12 protein-coding genes are annotated in these 16,554 nt (G+C 59.7%); 7 read left to right on the top strand and 5 right to left on the bottom strand.

Annotation, left to right across the window (positions count from 1 at the left end):
* Window positions 1-16: 16 nt before the first annotated feature.
* The gene (locus ACVWXE_RS05670; RefSeq protein ID WP_457489798.1) at window positions 17-1,819 is read right to left on the bottom strand and encodes an aminopeptidase P family protein; all 1,803 of its coding nucleotides are present in this window, start codon (window positions 1,817-1,819) and stop codon (window positions 17-19) included.
* 126 nt (window positions 1,820-1,945) lie between these two features.
* A complete protein-coding gene (locus tag ACVWXE_RS05665) occupies window positions 1,946-2,320 on the bottom strand; it encodes a rhodanese-like domain-containing protein (RefSeq protein ID WP_011432658.1) in 375 nt (124 codons plus the stop codon).
* A 120-nt stretch (window positions 2,321-2,440) separates the two neighbouring features.
* On the opposite strand from ACVWXE_RS05665, the gene ACVWXE_RS05660 reads away from it, so the two are divergent.
* Window positions 2,441-3,355 (top strand): Cif family virulence factor, encoded by a 915-nt coding sequence (locus ACVWXE_RS05660; protein ID WP_414330578.1) that lies wholly within the window; start codon window positions 2,441-2,443, stop codon window positions 3,353-3,355.
* Window positions 3,356-4,170: 815 nt separating this feature from the next.
* Window positions 4,171-6,954 carry an isoleucine--tRNA ligase gene (ileS, locus tag ACVWXE_RS05655; RefSeq protein ID WP_457489809.1) on the top strand — a complete coding sequence of 928 codons (2,784 nt, stop codon included), beginning with the start codon at window positions 4,171-4,173 and terminating at the stop codon, window positions 6,952-6,954.
* 128 nt (window positions 6,955-7,082) lie between these two features.
* On the opposite strand, the gene ACVWXE_RS05650 is transcribed toward ileS, so the two are convergent.
* Together ACVWXE_RS05650 and ACVWXE_RS05645 are read right to left on the bottom strand one after the other, a co-directional pair.
* A complete protein-coding gene (locus ACVWXE_RS05650) occupies window positions 7,083-8,459 on the bottom strand; it encodes a dihydroorotase (protein ID WP_457489797.1) in 1,377 nt (458 codons plus the stop codon).
* Window positions 8,460-8,461: 2 nt separating this feature from the next.
* On the bottom strand, window positions 8,462-9,862 hold the full coding sequence (locus tag ACVWXE_RS05645; RefSeq protein ID WP_457489796.1) for a histidine phosphatase family protein: 1,401 nt from the start codon (window positions 9,860-9,862) through the stop codon (window positions 8,462-8,464).
* Window positions 9,863-10,204: 342 nt separating this feature from the next.
* On the opposite strand from ACVWXE_RS05645, the gene murQ reads away from it, so the two are divergent.
* The 5 genes from murQ (at window position 10,205) to ACVWXE_RS05620 (ending at window position 16,227) form a co-directional block, all read left to right on the top strand.
* On the top strand, window positions 10,205-11,134 hold the full coding sequence (gene murQ / locus ACVWXE_RS05640) for an N-acetylmuramic acid 6-phosphate etherase (RefSeq protein WP_457489795.1): 930 nt from the start codon (window positions 10,205-10,207) through the stop codon (window positions 11,132-11,134).
* Between the two features lie 21 nt (window positions 11,135-11,155).
* Window positions 11,156-12,442, top strand: coding sequence for a recombinase family protein (locus tag ACVWXE_RS05635; RefSeq protein WP_457489794.1), 1,287 nt, complete (start codon window positions 11,156-11,158; stop codon window positions 12,440-12,442).
* Window positions 12,443-12,812: 370 nt separating this feature from the next.
* The gene (gene bchL, locus ACVWXE_RS05630) at window positions 12,813-13,649 is read left to right on the top strand and encodes a ferredoxin:protochlorophyllide reductase (ATP-dependent) iron-sulfur ATP-binding protein (protein WP_041437180.1); all 837 of its coding nucleotides are present in this window, start codon (window positions 12,813-12,815) and stop codon (window positions 13,647-13,649) included.
* A gap of 158 nt (window positions 13,650-13,807) precedes the next feature.
* Window positions 13,808-14,785, top strand: a complete 978-nt coding sequence (locus tag ACVWXE_RS05625; protein ID WP_457443190.1) for a protochlorophyllide reductase — start codon at window positions 13,808-13,810, stop codon at window positions 14,783-14,785.
* Window positions 14,786-14,826: 41 nt separating this feature from the next.
* Window positions 14,827-16,227, top strand: a complete 1,401-nt coding sequence (locus tag ACVWXE_RS05620) for a ferredoxin:protochlorophyllide reductase (ATP-dependent) subunit N (protein ID WP_457489793.1) — start codon at window positions 14,827-14,829, stop codon at window positions 16,225-16,227.
* Here ACVWXE_RS05620 and ACVWXE_RS05615 read toward each other — a convergent pair.
* Window positions 16,224-16,469 carry a hypothetical protein gene (locus ACVWXE_RS05615; protein ID WP_457439166.1) on the bottom strand — a complete coding sequence of 82 codons (246 nt, stop codon included), beginning with the start codon at window positions 16,467-16,469 and terminating at the stop codon, window positions 16,224-16,226. The two genes, ACVWXE_RS05620 and ACVWXE_RS05615, sit on opposite strands and share 4 nt — an antisense overlap.
* Window positions 16,470-16,554: the final 85 nt, after the last annotated feature.

Here is a 16,554-nt window from a genome sequence, read left to right as displayed (position 1 = left end):
CGCTTGCGCGAGTACATCAGCTCAGTCCGCAGGCGCGTCGTAACCAGGCGGCATCCTGTTCTGGCAAGGTGGCGTGGTGCATGGCGTAAACCTGCCGGTGATACTCGTCCAGCCAGGCTCGCTGCACCTCGTTCAACAGTTCCCAATCGATTAAGCGCCCATCAAAAGGGATCCAAGTTAGGGAGCGAAAGCCCATCCAGCCCTCCGGCTCGGGAATGGCAATCACCTCGTAGAGATTCTCCAGGCGGATCCCACCCCATCCCGGCTGGTAGTAGCCCGGCTCAATGCTGTTGATCATGCCCACTTTGAGAGGGGTGCTGGCGCGGCGGTGGATCCCGTTGGGCCCCTCGTGGACATTCAAAAAGGCGCCGACACCGTGGCCGGTGCCATGGCCATAGTCCAGCCCGGCCTGCCAAAGGGTAGAGCGGGCGATCCCATCCAACGAGACTCCATAGGTGTCGGGGGGGAAGATCTGGCGGGCGCATTGAATGTGGGCCTTGAGCACCTCGGTATAGCGCCGCTTGCACAAGGGATCCGCGGGTTGCGGGCCAATCCAAACGGTGCGGGTATCGTCGGTGGTGCCCCCCAAGTAGTGGGATCCGGAGTCCAACAAAAACAGTTCGCCCGGCTGCAGCAGCTTTTGGGGATCTGGAGTGCTGTAGTGGATGATGGAGCTGTTGGCGCCGGCGCCGGCAATGGTGTTAAAGCTCAGACCCACCCACTCCCCTTCCTCCCGGTAGTGGGCCTCCATGATCGCGGCCACGTCGGCTTCGCTGATGGGGATCCCCTGTTGGATTTGCCGGTCGATCCAGGCCAGGGTACGGATCTTGGCCCGGCTGGCTTTGCGGTTGGCCAGGCGCATCTGTTCCAGCTCGGTGGGGTTTTTCACGGCCTTGAGGGCTTCTACTGGGTGCTCCAGCTCGCGGCAGCTCGCATCCTGCAGCAGCTCTTGAGTGCCCTGGGTGGTCTGCTTGGGATCCAAGCCCACCGGCGCGTAGCTCTTGGCCCATTGGGGCAGTTGTTGGCTGTAGGTCTCGTAGGGCCAGAGTTCCACCCCGGCTTCTGCCAGAAATTGCCGAGATGGGGGGCTGAGCCGCTCCAGATCTGTGAATAGAGCCGCTCTATCTGGGCTGACCAAAGCATAGGCCCAAAACACTGGGTTGTAGGGGATGTCGGATCCCCGCAGGTTAAACAGCCAGGCCACCTGATCCAATTTGGTCAGGGGCAACAGTCCCACCCGCTTGCGGCGCATCTCCTGCCGGACTTGGGCCAGCTTTTCTGCAGGGGTGGCCCCGCTTAGGTGGGTGGGTACCGAGTCAATGGGCCGGTCAAAGGGAGCGACAGGAGCGGATCCCTGAGCCAGCTTATCCACCAAGTTTTCCATGACCGGGATCAAGAGCACCCCTCCCGCTTGGGCATGGGCCTGCAACTGGCGATAGGTGGCCACTGCCACCGTAAAGGGATCCACCCCCAGGCGAAAGCCGGATCCCAGCTCCTCCACAATCTCCATCAGGCTGGGCTGATTCGGCAGACCTCCTTTGATCACTGTGAATAGGTTGGGATCCACCTCCCGCTCCGCCTGTTCGTGATAGCGGGGATCTACCCACAGCCAAGCCCTGTCCCGGGTGATCAAGGCATCCCCCACCGAGCCGGTAAAGCCTGTGATCCACTGGCGCCGCTTGCGATGTTCCGGCAAATACTCATTGAGATGCTCATCAGCAGAGGGAACCCAAAAGCCATCCAGATCTTGTTCTCGCAGAAGCTGGCGCAACTGCTGCAAACGGGCAGCAACATCCAGGCGGGGCAGGGTTTGGAGCATGGCAGGAGTAGGGCAAAGCTGTTGTCATTCTAGACAAGGTTAGAAGTTTTCCCTTGCCCCTAGCCCTTGTCCCAAGGGGAGAGGGAAGCTTCCAATGCTGCAATCAGAACAAGAGCGCCCCTGGGTTTAGCGCTCCTCAGGAAAGCCCGCTTCTCGCCAAGCCCGCATGCCCCCATCCATCGAGATCACCCGACGATAGCCCATTTTCTGTAGATTATCGGCTGCCAACGCCGAACGAAACCCGCCGCCGCAGTACAGGACGATCTCCGCTTCTTTGTCGGGGATCACCCTCTCGATGTCCCGCTCAATGATCCCTTTGCTCAAGTGGATGGCTCCGGCAGCGTGGCCGGCTTGCCACTCCGACTCTTCCCGCACATCCACAAAATAGAAGGGATCCCCTTGCAGTTGTTTTTGCCTGACCTGCTCGACTGTCAGTTCTTGGATGCGGCTTTTGGCCTCGTTGACCAGGGCCAAGAAAGCTGGAGAGTGCTGGGGAGCCATGGAGAACAGGCGCTATGAGCCAAAGCTTATTCCAATCGATCTTATCTGGTCTGGACTTTGGGATCCCAACTGCCCTAAGGCTAGACTGGGATCCAGATTTGCTGGCTGGAGGCCCATGGCTTGAAATCCCGATCTAACTTTCCGCAACTGCTTTGGCCCCTTGCTCTGGCCGTGAGCTGGAGCATCCCCCTTGGATTGACAGCCGGTCACGTCAGCCGGACGGAGTCCTCGGCCTGGGCCCAAGCTGCCCCGATGCCCCTAGAAAGCGGGATCCAACGGCAAGTTTCCAGCCCACCGCCAGCCGCCCTGGTGGAGTGGCTAAGCCAGCAGGTGGCCGCCGCCAACCGGCGGGATTTGCCAGGGGTGATGGCCGGCTACAGCCCCGACTTCCGCCACCGAGATGGGCTGGACCGGGAAGAGGTGGAAGGTGCCATCCGCAAGCTGTGGAGCTCTCATCCCAAGCTCACCTATTCGGCCCAGATCCTCTCCTGGCGGCAGGTGGGCCCTGAGATTGTTGCGGATATTCTCAGCCAAGTAGAGGGATCCCAATCCTCGGTGCGGGGGGACTTTCAGGTAGAAGCCTCTGCCCTGGTGCGCAATCGCTATCGCCCGGATCCAGCCAATCCCGGACAACTGCTGTTGATTGACCAAGAAGTGCTGCGGGAGGCCAGCACCCTCACCTCTGGATCTGCCCCTCCCACCGTCACCTTGAACCTGCCGGAGGTGGTCAAACCGGGATCCACCTATTCGCTGCAGGCAATTGTGGCAGAGCCTCTCACCCACTCTTTGCTGTTGGGCGCCGTTGCCGAACAACCCGTTGCCGGGGCGGGCTACCCAGAGGTGACCTCGTTTGCTCTCGAACCTCTACAGGCCGGAGGGATCTTCCTACAGGCAGATGCTCCGCAAGAACCCCGTTCTGAGTGGATTTCTGTGATGTTGGTTAACCAAACCGGCATCACGCTGGAGAGTCGGCGTCTTATCGTCAGCGATCGCTTGGCTCTGGAGGGATCCCTGGCCATCCCCACCGTCCCTTAGGAAATCTTCAGGATGATGAGGAATGGCTCTGGGGTAATCTGGACAGGCAGTTGAGCTTGTTAAGATGGGAAACTATGCGCCCCTCAGCTTGTTTGCTTTCTGGTGCTGGCCCTATTTTTGAGCGGTTGCGATAGCGGCGACTCCCTTGGTGCTCCGGTGGTGGATCGCCCCACTCCTGCCAGCAATTGACCGAACAATCCCGAGGGGTCTCGAAAGGTTGGGTCGAGGTGTCTTGAAAGGACCCAACCTCAAGAAACATTGGCATCTTCAGACGCCCGTCCATTCCAAGCCCCGCTACAGCTATCTGCAAAACTATCCGCTCTCTCCCACCCCCAAGGCAACAACAGGCGGTCAGGGAAAGAGCGGTCTAGCGGGCCTTCAACTGGAACCTGACTGCCGGGAGGAACTCCAAGCGAGCCAGAACGCGAAGACTCTTCAGCAGACTGAAGGATCTAAGTTCAGACCGTTAGAGAACAGCCCCGGCGCACAGCCGGCTGAACCCAACTTGACGACCCTTACAACTACTACTATCTGGCATCCGCAGGAACCTCCCTTACTCAACGACACCCTGAGACTAGCACAAATCTTTTCTTGTTTTCTCGATCAGGGAGTTCATGCGGTGGTTTGTTGGAGCCGTTTGAGAGCTCCAGGCGCTCTGGGTGACCGTGGGCTTCGGATCCCCTGTCCCACAAGAGGGGTGAGGGATGGACTGCTGAGGATGAGGCGACAGCGTAGGATAGAGAGACGCCCTTTAGGTTGCTCGAGTTGCCGTGGACTACAAAAGTACCCTCAACCTGCCCCAAACTCAGTTTCCCATGCGGGCAGAGGCCGCCAAGAGAGAACCCGCCATTCAAGCCTTTTGGCAGGAAGAGCAAATCTACCAGCGCCTTGCCGACCACAATCCTGGGGATCCCTTTGTCCTGCACGATGGACCGCCCTACGCCAATGGCGATATCCACATGGGCACCACCCTCAACAAGATCCTCAAGGACATTGTGAACAAGTACCACATCTTGCAAGGGCGCAAGGTGCGCTATGTGCCCGGCTGGGATTGCCACGGCCTGCCCATCGAACTGAAAGTGTTGCAAAGCCTCACTCCGCAGGAGCGGGAAAACCTCACCCCTCTGCAGCTGCGACAAAAAGCCAAGGAGTACGCCCTGCACTACGTTGATGTGCAGCGGGCCAGTTTTCAGCGCCTGGGGGTATGGGGATCCTGGGATCGGCCCTACCTGACGCTGTCGCCGGAGTACGAAGCCGCACAGATTGAGGTGTTTGGACAAATGGCCCTCAAGGGCTACATCTACCGCGGCCTCAAACCCGTCCACTGGAGCCCCAGCTCCCAGACGGCTCTGGCGGAAGCGGAGCTGGAGTACCCTGACAACCACATCTCCCCCAGCATCTACGTGGCCTTTCCCCTGCAGAGCCTGAGTCCGGCGGCGCAGCCGGTTTTGGAGCCTTTCATGCCGGGCCTGCGGGCAGCCATCTGGACCACCACCCCTTGGACGATCCCGGCCAACCTGGCTCTCTGCTTTAACCCCAAGCTCACCTATGCAGTGGTGGAGTCTCCCCGCTTCGGCCTGCTGTTGATCGCCGCCGATCTGCGGGAGCGGCTGGAGAAGGTTCTGGAGACCCCTTTGGAGATCAAGGCTACCCTGCCGGGATCCGCTCTGGAATACAGTCAAGGACGGCACCCCCTCTTCGACCGCACCAGCCTCTGCGTGCTGGGGGACTATGTCACCACCGAGTCCGGCACCGGCATTGTGCACACAGCTCCGGGGCATGGGGAAGATGACTTCAAAACCGGCCAAAAGTACGGTCTGCCCATTCTCAGCCCTGTGGACGATCAGGGGAGATTTACCGCCGAGGCCGGATCCCAGTTCGTCGGGTTGGATGTGCTCTCCAAGAAGCCGGAGACCAGCGGCAATGCTGCCGTGATCCAGGCTCTGCAGGCTGCGGGGGCTTTGCTCAAGGAAGAGCCCTACAACCACAAATATCCCTACGACTGGCGCACGAAAGAGCCAACGATTTTCCGGGCCACCGAGCAGTGGTTTGCGTCTGTAGCTGGCTTCCGGGAGCTGGCCCTGCAGGCCATTAAAACCGTGAAATGGATCCCGGCCATCGGGGAGAACCGCATCACTGCTATGGTGTCGGAGCGCTCGGATTGGTGTATTTCCCGCCAGCGGGCTTGGGGCGTGCCCATCCCCGTCTTTTACGACGAAGAAACCGGCGAGGTTCTGCTCACCGCCGAGACCCTCGACCACATCAAGGCCATTTTTGCCCAAGAGGGATCCGACGCCTGGTGGAAGCGCCCGGTGGAGGAGTTGCTGCCGGAGAAGTACCGCCACAATGGCCGCACCTACCGCAAAGGGATGGACACCATGGACGTGTGGTTTGACTCCGGCTCCTCCTGGGCGGCAGTGGCCAAGGCCCAAGGGCTGGGCTACCCGGTGGATCTGTATTTGGAAGGCTCCGACCAACACCGAGGCTGGTTCCAATCCAGTTTGCTTACCTCCGTGGCCGTCAACGGCCATGCCCCCTACAAGGCGGTGCTCACCCATGGGTTTGTGCTGGACGAGAAAGGCCAGAAAATGAGCAAGTCCCTGGGCAATGTCATCGATCCGCTGGTGTTAATCAACGGCGGCAAAGATCCCCAGACGGATCCCGCCTACGGGGCGGATGTGCTGCGCCTATGGGTCTCCAGTGTGGACTACTCCGGGGATGTGCCGCTGGGTAAGACCATTCTTGGGCAAATGGCGGATGTATATCGCAAAATCCGCAACACAGCTCGCTTTTTGCTGAGCAACCTCTACGACTTCAATCCAACTCAGGATGCCGTTCCTTTTGAAGCCTTGACGGAGCTAGACCGCTACATTTTGCACCGCCTGCACGAGGTGGGATCCGAGATCGGCGAATCTTTTGCCAGCTATCAGTTCTACCGCTTTTTCCAGGCGATTCAGAACTTCTGTGTGGTGGATCTCTCCAACTTTTACCTGGATATTGGCAAGGATCGCCTCTACATCAGCCATGCCCAAAGTCTGCGGCGGCGACAATGCCAAACGGTGCTCTCCCTGTTGCTGGAGAACTTGGCCAAGGCCATCGCCCCCGTTCTCTCCCACCTGGCCGAAGAGATTTGGAGCCATCTGCCCTATCCCAAGCCCACCCGTTCGGTGTTTGAGGGGGGGTGGATGAAGCTGCCGGAGCACTGGCGGGATCCCCAGTTGGCAGCCATTTGGGAGCAGCTGCGAGAGGTGCGCCAAGAGGTGAACAAGGCTCTGGAGCAAGCCCGTACCGGTCGCGTTAGCGGGACGGAGTCCTTTAAGCCCATCGGCGCTTCCACCGAGGCCAAGGTAATCCTGAAGGTAGCGGATCCCAGCCTGTACGCTCTTTTGCAGGAGCGGTCTGCCGAGTTGCGCTACTTGTTCATCACCTCACAGGTGGAACTGGAGAAAACCTCAGGTCAAGGCTTGGAGGTCTCTGTTTTTCCGGCTGACGGCCAAAAGTGCGTGCGCTGCTGGAACTATTCCACCCGTGTGGGGGAATTTGCCGAACATCCAGAGCTGTGTGAGCGTTGCGTAGCCGCTCTGGCGGGGGAGTTTTGAATTTTTGAATTAAGGACTCTGTCCCACTGAGGCAAGCGGATCTCGGTCTTGATCATTATTTTTTATTTTGAATTGGCTCTTTCTCCGGTGAATTGGCTCTTTCTCCGGACAGGTCTTGTCGGCCTTCTTCAGGATCGAGGGGTGGAGCTGCCGGAGGGGATCCCCTCGACATGGGTGTGCAACACCTTGCCGCACAGGGTTTTCTCCAGCCAGGGAGTCGCTGGCGATCGGGAGTGGAGGGTGGCCGCAGAAACCGTCCAAGGGTGGGTGGGATCAAACAGCACCCAGTCGCTGTGGGGGGTGAGGGTGGGCGGATCTAGGTTTAGGCAGCGGGCCGGGTACAGGCTGAGGGCAGACCACAGTTGCAGCGCCGTCAGGGATCCCGTTGCCACCAAATGTTGCCACAGCAGCGGCAGAGCCAGCTCCAGGCCCATCGCCCCCGGCGGGGCATCGGCAAAGGGCAGGGTTTTCTCTTCATGGGTGTAGGGGTGGTGATCCGTCGCGATCCCCAGGCTGCCGGAACGGATCCCGGCGATCAGAGCCTCCCGGTCGCCGGCGCTGGGAAGAGGGGGCAGGAGACGAAGGTGGGGATCGTAGCGATGCTCAAGGACGGCCTCTTCGGACAAGATCAGGTGCATCCAAGTGGTGCTGGCGGTAACCGGCAGTCCTTCTGCTTGGGCCTGTTGGATCAGCTCCAGGCTGCGGGCTTGGCTCAGGCGCATAATATGCACAGGCGGAGGGGAAGGAACGCTCCTGATCACCTCCAAGAGACGGGCCAGAGCGGCAGTTTCGGCACTGGCAGGGATCCCTTTCAGCCCTAGGCGCAGCGCCCAGATCCCTTCGTAGAGGCTACCTTGCCCGGCCAAGGTGGGATCCCAGGCCCAGAGCAGCAGGGGTTTATTCTCCAGCCGCAAATACTCCAGAGCCCGCCGCACCAAAGCCAAGGAGCGCAGCGGCTGAACCTCTGCAAAGCCAACTGCTCCCGCTTGCGCCAGTTCTCCCCAGGGGGTTGGGGTTTCTCCCTGGCCACCCACGCTCAGGGCAGCCCAGGGCAGCCAGCGGGGATCCCCACGTTGGCGGGGGTAGCGGTTCAGGTGTTCCGGGCGATCCAGCACCGGAAATAGGCCGCTTCCGGGAAGGGGGGTGGGCAGAAGCCCCACCTGGGTAAAGCCTCCCGCCAAAGCCGCTGCAGCCAAAGAGGTCAGGGTTTCCCGACTGTGGGCCAGAAAGTGCTCCGCACCGCTTACGCGACCGCTGCCAACCATCTCGCCGCTGTGGGCATACAGATCCAGCAAACCCGGCCCCACCACCCAACCTGAGCCATCGATGGTGGGGATATCGGCAGGGATCCCTGCCGGCTCGGTGGCCCGCAGGCGACCCTCTTGCAACCACACATCGGTTACTTCATCCCGCTGACGCCAAGGATCCAACAGGCGCACTCCCTGGAGATGCACATTTTGTCCTGTTAGTCGTCCTGTTAGCTCGCGGAGAGGGGATGAGCCCATCTTTACAAAGCTCCAGCGGTGGTGCAGTCCAAGATCTGGCCCGACAGATGGGTGGTGAGGTTCAACACCTTCAAAACCGGGGCACCCTCCTTGCCTTCTGGATAGTCGATCACCGTAATGGCACCATTCCCCTGCTTGAAGATCCAAAAGGCTTGGGGGGAAAGGTCGAACAACTGACAGATGATCGCCTTGTTGATGGCATCGTGGGCAACAACAACCGCCGTGCCCTGAGGAAACTGGGCTGCGGTGATGGCCAAAAGCTCCTGCCAAGCGGAGCGAGTGCGCTCCCACACCTGGTGAAGGTTTTCCCCATTGGGCATCTGCACACTGGCGGGATCCCGTTGCCAGCGCTCCAGCTCGCCGGGGTATTCGGCTTCGACTTCGCTTTGCAGCTTGCCCTCCCAGTCGCCGTGGCAGATCTCTTGCAAGTCGGGCATTGGGCGCAAAATGAGGTTGCTGTGGTTGCTGCAGATGGCATCGGCTGTGGCCCAAGGGCGCTTCAGGGGGCTGGAGAAGGCCAGTTGCAGAGGTTGAGTGGCCAAAAATTCTGCCACCTTGGCTGCCTGTTCCTCCCCGGTGGCATTGAGGGGGATATCCCGCTGCCCTTGAAAACGGCGCTCTCGGTTCCATTGGGTTTCCCCATGCCGCACCAGCAAGATGCGCATCCCCTGCTTGCGCTTGGGCAGGGCTTGGCCGAGGTGAGCGGTGATGTTCAGAGATTCCAGTTGTGGCGGCCCCTGCAGGCCCTCGGGAAAATTGAGAACGCTGATGGCGCAGTTATCCTGCCCAAGGCGGTGATAGTGGTGTGGCCCCAGGCCGATGGCGGTGCTGACCAGGGCGCGATTGATGCCGCTGTGGCCCACGATGAGGATATTGAGGGTCTGTCTCTGGGAGGGATCCGCTCCATGGTTCCAGGGGCCCGAAGCCGATTGCAGATGGAAAGCCAGCATTTCCCAAAACCCCTGCGCCTGCTGCCAGAGATCCCGCACCGGAAAGCGGCCCTCTAGCTCCAGGGTGTCGGGATGGTGCCGCCACAGGTGGTAATCTTCGGGGTATTTCTCCTGCACCTCGGCAAAGGTCAGCCCTTCCCAGGCCGTCAGGTCGATCTCCCGCAGTTGCTCGGTGATGTGCAGAGGGATCCCTTCTCGGTCTTTCAAAAGGATGCGAGCTGTCTCGAGGGCGCGAGACAGGGGGCTGCAATAGGCGCAATCCAACGAGATCCCGGCCAGGGCCTCGGCTACACGCTGCGCCTGCACTTCTCCAGTGGGGGTGAGCCGGGAGAGATCGGAGCGGCCTTGAATGCGATTTTCCAGGTTGAAGGTGCTCTCACCATGGCGCACGATCAAGATGCGCAGGGCAGGCTGGTCGCGGTAGCGGGACGGAGTCCTTGCCATCGCTTGCATGGACTTACTCATCGCAGTAGCGGGACGGAGTCCTTAGAACACCTTCTAGAGTACCGCCACTGGGCGGCGCTCGCCTTCGTCAATTCACCGGTTGGGCTGCGGACTGAGGGGTGCTTGGGCTGGTTGCCGCCGGTGATGAGGGCATCCTGGGAGAAGGACTACCGTGGCCGTGCTGCGTTCCCGTTGGCAGGGGTTTTGGCGGGAATGGATGCTGGCGACGCTGTTGGCGCAGTTTTTCCCTCCACTGCTCCCTCAGGAGAGCCCCCTGCCACCGATAGAATCCGAGAAGACAAAGTGTAGGATCCCTGAAGGCGGATCCCTCTTGCCTGGACAAGCGCTGCCATGGTTTCTCCACAATTGGCTTGGGATCCCGGATCCCTGACCGAAAGCCCCAACCCGGCTACAGCCGAGATCGACCGTCTCAGCACCTGGGAACTGGTGAAACGGATCAACGCTGAGGATCGGCGGGTGCCGGAAGCGGTGGCTGCTCAGGCGGAGCCGATTGCCCAAGCCATCGATGCCATTGCCGAGCGGATGAGTCGCGGCGGGCGGCTGATCTATATCGGGGCAGGAACCTCAGGTCGGCTGGGGGTGCTGGATGCGGCTGAGTGCCCGCCCACTTTTGGCACTTCCCCCGCACAGGTGGTGGCTTTGATCGCCGGGGGGGAAAAAGCCCTGACCCAGGCGGTAGAGGGTGCAGAGGACGACGCAGAAGCGGCTGCCCGCGCGCTGGAGGGTCTTCACCTCCAAGCTCAAGATAGTGTTGTGGGAATTGCCGCCAGCGGTCGTACCCCCTATGTGCTGGGTGGGATCCAAGCCGCTAGGAGCATGGGGGCGCTCACGATTGGCCTGGCCTGTAACCACCCTTCCCCGCTAACCGAGCAGGTGGACATTGCCATTGCCCCTTTGGTGGGGCCGGAGGTGATCCTCGGATCCACCCGCATGAAAGCCGGCACAGCCCAAAAGCTGGTGTTGAATACGATCTCCACTGGAGTGATGATCCGCTTGGGCAAGACCTATGGCAACCTAATGGTGGATCTCCAGGCCAGCAATGCCAAGCTCAAGCAACGGGCGGAGCGAATGGTGGCCCTAGCCTGCGATCTGGATCCCACTACGGCTGCCCAATTGCTGCAGGCTTGTGATGGAGAGGTCAAAACCGCGATCCTTGTGGCCTTGATGGGGTGCTCTGCTCAGGAAGCTCGTCAGCACTTGCAACAGGCCCAGGGCAACATTCGCCAGGTGCTTGATTCCGTTCTGGCGCAGCGGCGGTGACAATAGTTGAATGGCTTGTCCATGAGCGTTTGCGGCTACCTCTACACGCCTTCCCATGCCCCTTTGCCGGAACAGGAGTTGGCCTGGCTCAAGTTGCGAGGGGCCGATCCCATCCTGCACGATTGGGGATCCCGAACTCATTTGGAGGAGCTGTTCCGACGCATCACAGCCGGCTGGGTGCAGGAAGTGCTGCTCTTGCGCCTGGCGGATCTGGGGGATCGGGCGGATGAAATTCACGAGCGGCTGCTGCAAATCCAACACTCCGGGATCCGCCTCAGCTTGGTCACCGAATCCGGTCTGCAAACCCCCACCGAGGCTGCCGATTGGATCCCGCTGCTGGCCGAGATCCCCCATCAGTTGCAAAGCCGCCGCCTCTGCTGCAGCCAAGCCCAAAACCGCCTGGCGGGCAAGCCTCCCCCCGGCCCTGCCCCCTTTGGCTACCGCCGCGAAGGGGAACGCTACGTGCTGGATCGCCGGCAGGCCAGCATCGTTCAGGATTTTTTCCAGCACTTTCTCCTCTACGGATCCCTGCGGCAGGCGGTGCGCTTCTTGGAGGAAAAACACCACAAGCGGATTTCTGTGGCCACCGGACGCAACTGGCTGCTCAACCCGGTATACCGCGGGGATCTGGCCTATGCCGACGGCACCACCTTGCGGGACACTCACCCGGCCCTTCTCAGCCGCACGGAAGCCGCCCAGATCGATCGCTGGCTCAAACGCAACCAAGGGATCCCTCGCCGCAGCGCCAGTGCTCCCCGCGCTTTGGCCGGCCTGGTTCATTGCTGCGCTTGTGGCAGCCTTCTGCGCATTGTGCAAACCACCCCTCGCAAGGCGAAAAAGAACGGATCCCTCTACCTCTATCTGCGCTGCCAAACCTGTCGCTACAGCCTCCACTACACCGAAGTCCTGCAAGAGGTGATCCGGCAGGTGTGCGAACAACTGCCCCAACGCGCCCAGACGCTGGATCGACAAGCCCTCACTCAAGCCCGCCAAGAGCTGCAAGCCCAAATCCAGGCCAATACCGAGCGGCTGCGGCAATTGGAAGAGCTACAGCAATCTGGACTGATGGACGAAGCCTCTCTGGCCCAGCGTCGCTACCAGTTGCGAGCAGAGACGGCCCGCTTGGCCCAAAAGCTGGAGCAACTCCCCCCCGCCAACCTCACCCAGACCATCCAAACCCTCTCCATCCCGCCCTTCTGGCAAGACCTCAGCGAGACCGAACGGCGTGCCTACCTGCGGGAATTCCTGCGCAGGATCGAGGTGGATTCTGCAGGAGCGGTGCGAGTTACGTTTGCCTTTGATCCCTGAGAGTGAAGGGTTCTCCCCACCTTCCCCCCAGAATTGAGACCATTCTTGATTCTTTCTCAGCCCAGACCTGCCTCAGCGCCAAGCCAAGAGGACGGGATCAGCGCCATGGCATAGCTGAATCCTTCCCGATTTGGGTGAATTGTCATCTGGAATTGTTTTCTTTTGATCACTGATGAAAGTATATCTAAAACTAAAATCGGGAAAACATCAAAAATCGACTTGAGAAGCCCTGGGAACTTTCTTAGGACCATTTGCAAGATCTGGGAACTTCTAGCTTTTTGAGGGATCCACCTTTATCCTTCGCAACAGTTCTCAGGGGGCGGATCGGCTGCCGATAATGTCCCTTGTCTGCCCCATGGAGGAACGCGCTGTGAAGTTGGCAGTTTACGGAAAAGGTGGGATCGGCAAATCCACCACCAGTTGCAACATCTCGGTGGCCTTGGCCAGGCGGGGCAAAAAGGTCTTGCAGATTGGCTGTGATCCCAAGCACGATAGCACCTTTACCCTGACCGGCTTTCTCATCCCCACCATCATCGACACTCTGGAAGCCAAGGGCTATCACCACGAAGACATCTACCCAGAAGATGTGATCTACCGCGGCTACGGCGGCGTGGACTGTGTGGAAGCGGGTGGGCCCCCGGCAGGGGCCGGCTGTGGCGGCTATGTGGTGGGGGAAACCGTCAAACTCCTGAAGGAGCTGAACGCCTTCGATGAGTACGATGTCATCCTCTTCGATGTGTTGGGGGATGTGGTGTGCGGCGGTTTTGCGGCTCCCCTCAACTACGCCGACTACTGCCTGATCGTAACCGACAACGGCTTTGATGCCCTGTTTGCCGCCAATCGGATTGCTGCCTCGGTGCGAGAAAAGGCCAAAACCCGCAAGCTGCGGTTGGCCGGGCTGATCGGCAATCGCACCAGTAAGCGGGATCTGATTGACAAATACGTCTCGGCAGTTCCCATGCCCGTTATCGAGGTGCTTCCCCTCATCGAAGATATTCGCGTCTCGCGGGTCAAGGGCAAGACCCTCTTCGAGATGGCGGAAACCGATCCCAGCCTGGAGCCTGTCTGCCAGTACTACCTGAACATCGCCGATGAGCTGCTGGCCCGTCCGGAAGGGATCGTGCCCCAACCTGCCGAGGATCGGGAGCTGTTTGCTTTGCTCTCCGACTTTTACAACACTCCAGCCCGCCAACTGGCCTTGGTGTAAGGGATCCCCTGCCAGCGGGGGCAGTGTGTCCAAAAATGAAGCCACTGTTTCGGAAGACTGTCGCAAACCTTATCAATTTGTTGTCCGATCCGCTTTCCCCCCCAAGATGGATCCTGTAGGGATCCCGCTTTGGGAAGGAAATGGCACAGGAGTTGGATATGCAAGGACAAGAGCAACCCACCGTCGTGATTACCGGAGCTTCCTCGGGTGTTGGCCTGTACTCAGCTTTGGCCTTGGCCAAGCGCGGCTGGCACGTGGTGATGGCCTGTCGGGATCTGGACAAAGCCTACCGGGTGGCCCAACAAGTGGGGATCCCCCAGGGCAGCTATACCCTGATGCAGATCGATCTGGCCAGCTTGGCCAGCGTGCGGCGGTTTGTCGAGCAGTTCCGCAACTGGGGCCGTTCCTTGGACGCCTTGGTCTGCAATGCCGCCATCTACATGCCCCTGCTCAAGCAGCCCCTGCGCAGCCCGGAAGGATATGAGCTGACCATGGCCACCAACCATCTGGGGCATTTCTTGCTCTGCCATTTGATGTTGGAGGATCTGAAACGCTCCACCTATCCAGATCGGCGGCTGGTGATCTTGGGCACGGTTACCCACAATCCCAAAGAGCTGGGGGGTAAGATCCCACCCCAACCCCACCTGGGGGATCTGCGGGGGTTTGCCCAGGGCTTTAAGGATCCCATCAGCATGGCGGACGGCGGCAAATTTGAACCGGTGAAAGCCTACAAAGACAGCAAAGTCTGCAATATCCTCACCATGCGCGAGCTACACCGTCGCTTCCACGAAAGCACTGGCATCACCTTCCTCTCCCTCTATCCGGGGTGTGTAGCCACCACGGCTCTGTTCCGCCATCACTATCCCCTGTTTCAAAAACTTTTCCCCTGGTTTCAAAAAAACATCACGGGCGGATTTGTTTCTCAGGAATTAGCCGGAGAGCGGGTGGCCCAAGTGGTGGCCGATCCCGAGTTTCGTCGGTCGGGGTTCTACTGGAGCTGGGGCAACCGGCAACGCAAGAATGCCAAGCCCTTTAACCAAGAAGTCTCTGACGAGGCGGCAGACGATGCCAAGGCCAAACTGCTTTGGGATCTCAGCGAAAAATTGGTGGGTGTGCCCCAGTTGGCGGCCCTTTAGCCCGAAATGTTCCCCTCTTTATATGTTGTTAGGAGACGAGCATGAATGCTGCTTTGGATAGTGCCAATGCCCTTAACTTTCAGTGCGAAACCGGCAACTACCATACCTTTTGCCCGATTAGTTGTGTAGCTTGGCTTTATCAAAAAATTGAAGACAGCTTCTTTTTGGTCATCGGCACCAAAACCTGTGGCTACTTTCTGCAAAACGCCATGGGGGTGATGATCTTTGCCGAGCCCCGCTATGCCATGGCGGAGCTGGAAGAGGGGGATATTAGCGCCAAGCTCAACGACTATGAGGAGCTGAAGCGGCTGTGCCTGCAAATTCAACGAGATCGCAATCCCAGCGTGATTGTCTGGATCGGCACCTGCACCACCGAGATCATCAAAATGGATCTGGAGGGCCTAGCCCAGAAGCTGGAAGGGGAGATCGGGATCCCGATTGTGGTGGCACGGGCCAATGGCCTCGACTACGCCTTTACCCAAGGGGAAGATACGGTTTTGGCCTCGATGGCTCAGCGCTGCCCAGAGCAGGTGCGGGCAGAGGAGCAGGAAACCCGCGGGGGTCTCCAGGCCCTTTTCTACGGGCTCCGCTCCGGAAAAAAGAAAGAGGAGGAAGGCTTCCACAAGCATCCCCCCTTGGTGATCTTCGGCTCGGTGCCCGATCCGGTGGTGACCCAACTCACCCTGGAGCTGAAAAAACACGGGATCCGCGTCTCCGGCTGGTTGCCGGCCAAACGCTATGGAGAGCTGCCGGCCATCGAGCCGGGCACCTACGTGGTGGGGGTGAATCCTTTCCTCAGCCGCACGGCCACCACGCTGGTACGCCGCAAAAAGGCTAAGCTCATCACCGCTCCTTTTCCCATCGGGCCGGATGGCACCCGCGCCTGGATAGAAGCCATTGCCCGCGAGCTGGGGATCCCGACGCCAGGCTTGGCAGAGCGGGAAGCGGAAGTGTGGAACCATCCCCAGGTTCGGGATTATCGGGAGCTGCTGCGGGGCAAGAGTGTTTTCTTCATGGGCGATAACCTGCTGGAGATCTCGCTGGCCCGTTTCCTGGTGCGCTGTGGCATGACGGTGCAGGAAATTGGGATCCCTTACATGGACAAACGCTACCAGGCGGCTGAGCTGGCCCTCTTGGAGCGCACCTGCGAAGAGATGGGAGTGCCCAAGCCCACCATCGTAGAGAAGCCGGATAACTACAACCAAATCCAGCGCATCAAGGCCCTGCAGCCGGATCTGGTGATCACAGGTATGGCCCACGCCAACCCCCTAGAGGCGCGCGGGATAACCACCAAGTGGTCGGTGGAGTTTACCTTCGCCCAGATCCACGGCTTCGGCAACACCCAGGCTCTGCTGGAGCTGGTGACCCGACCGCTGCGGCGCAATGCTGCCCTCAAAGGCTTGGGTTGGGAGCGGCTGGTGCGAGAAGAAGCCCCTGTCTAATTCTCCGGCTCCTCATTGTCAAACAGTAGACCGTCTAGGTGATCTGGCAGTTGCTGCCGGTCGATCCAGACCATGCCCGCCAGAATAGCTTCGGCCTCGTTTTGAAAGTAGCCGTAGGCTTTGGTGCCAATCTCCGACTCGCAAGAGCCATCTTGCTGGAGCAGCCGGCAGCGAAAGATAAACCCCTTCTCTGTAGCTTGGGTGGTGATGCTGATACATTTACGCTGAACACTGCTGAACATCACTGTTCAACTATGCAGCGATAGCATTCTGTTTGTTTCCATTCGCGTTAGCGGGACGGAGTCCAAACAGAATGGCGGTATCCCG

The organism is Thermostichus sp. MS-CIW-41 (genome assembly GCF_054058915.1).
This window is presented reverse-complemented; position numbering and strand designations above follow the sequence as displayed.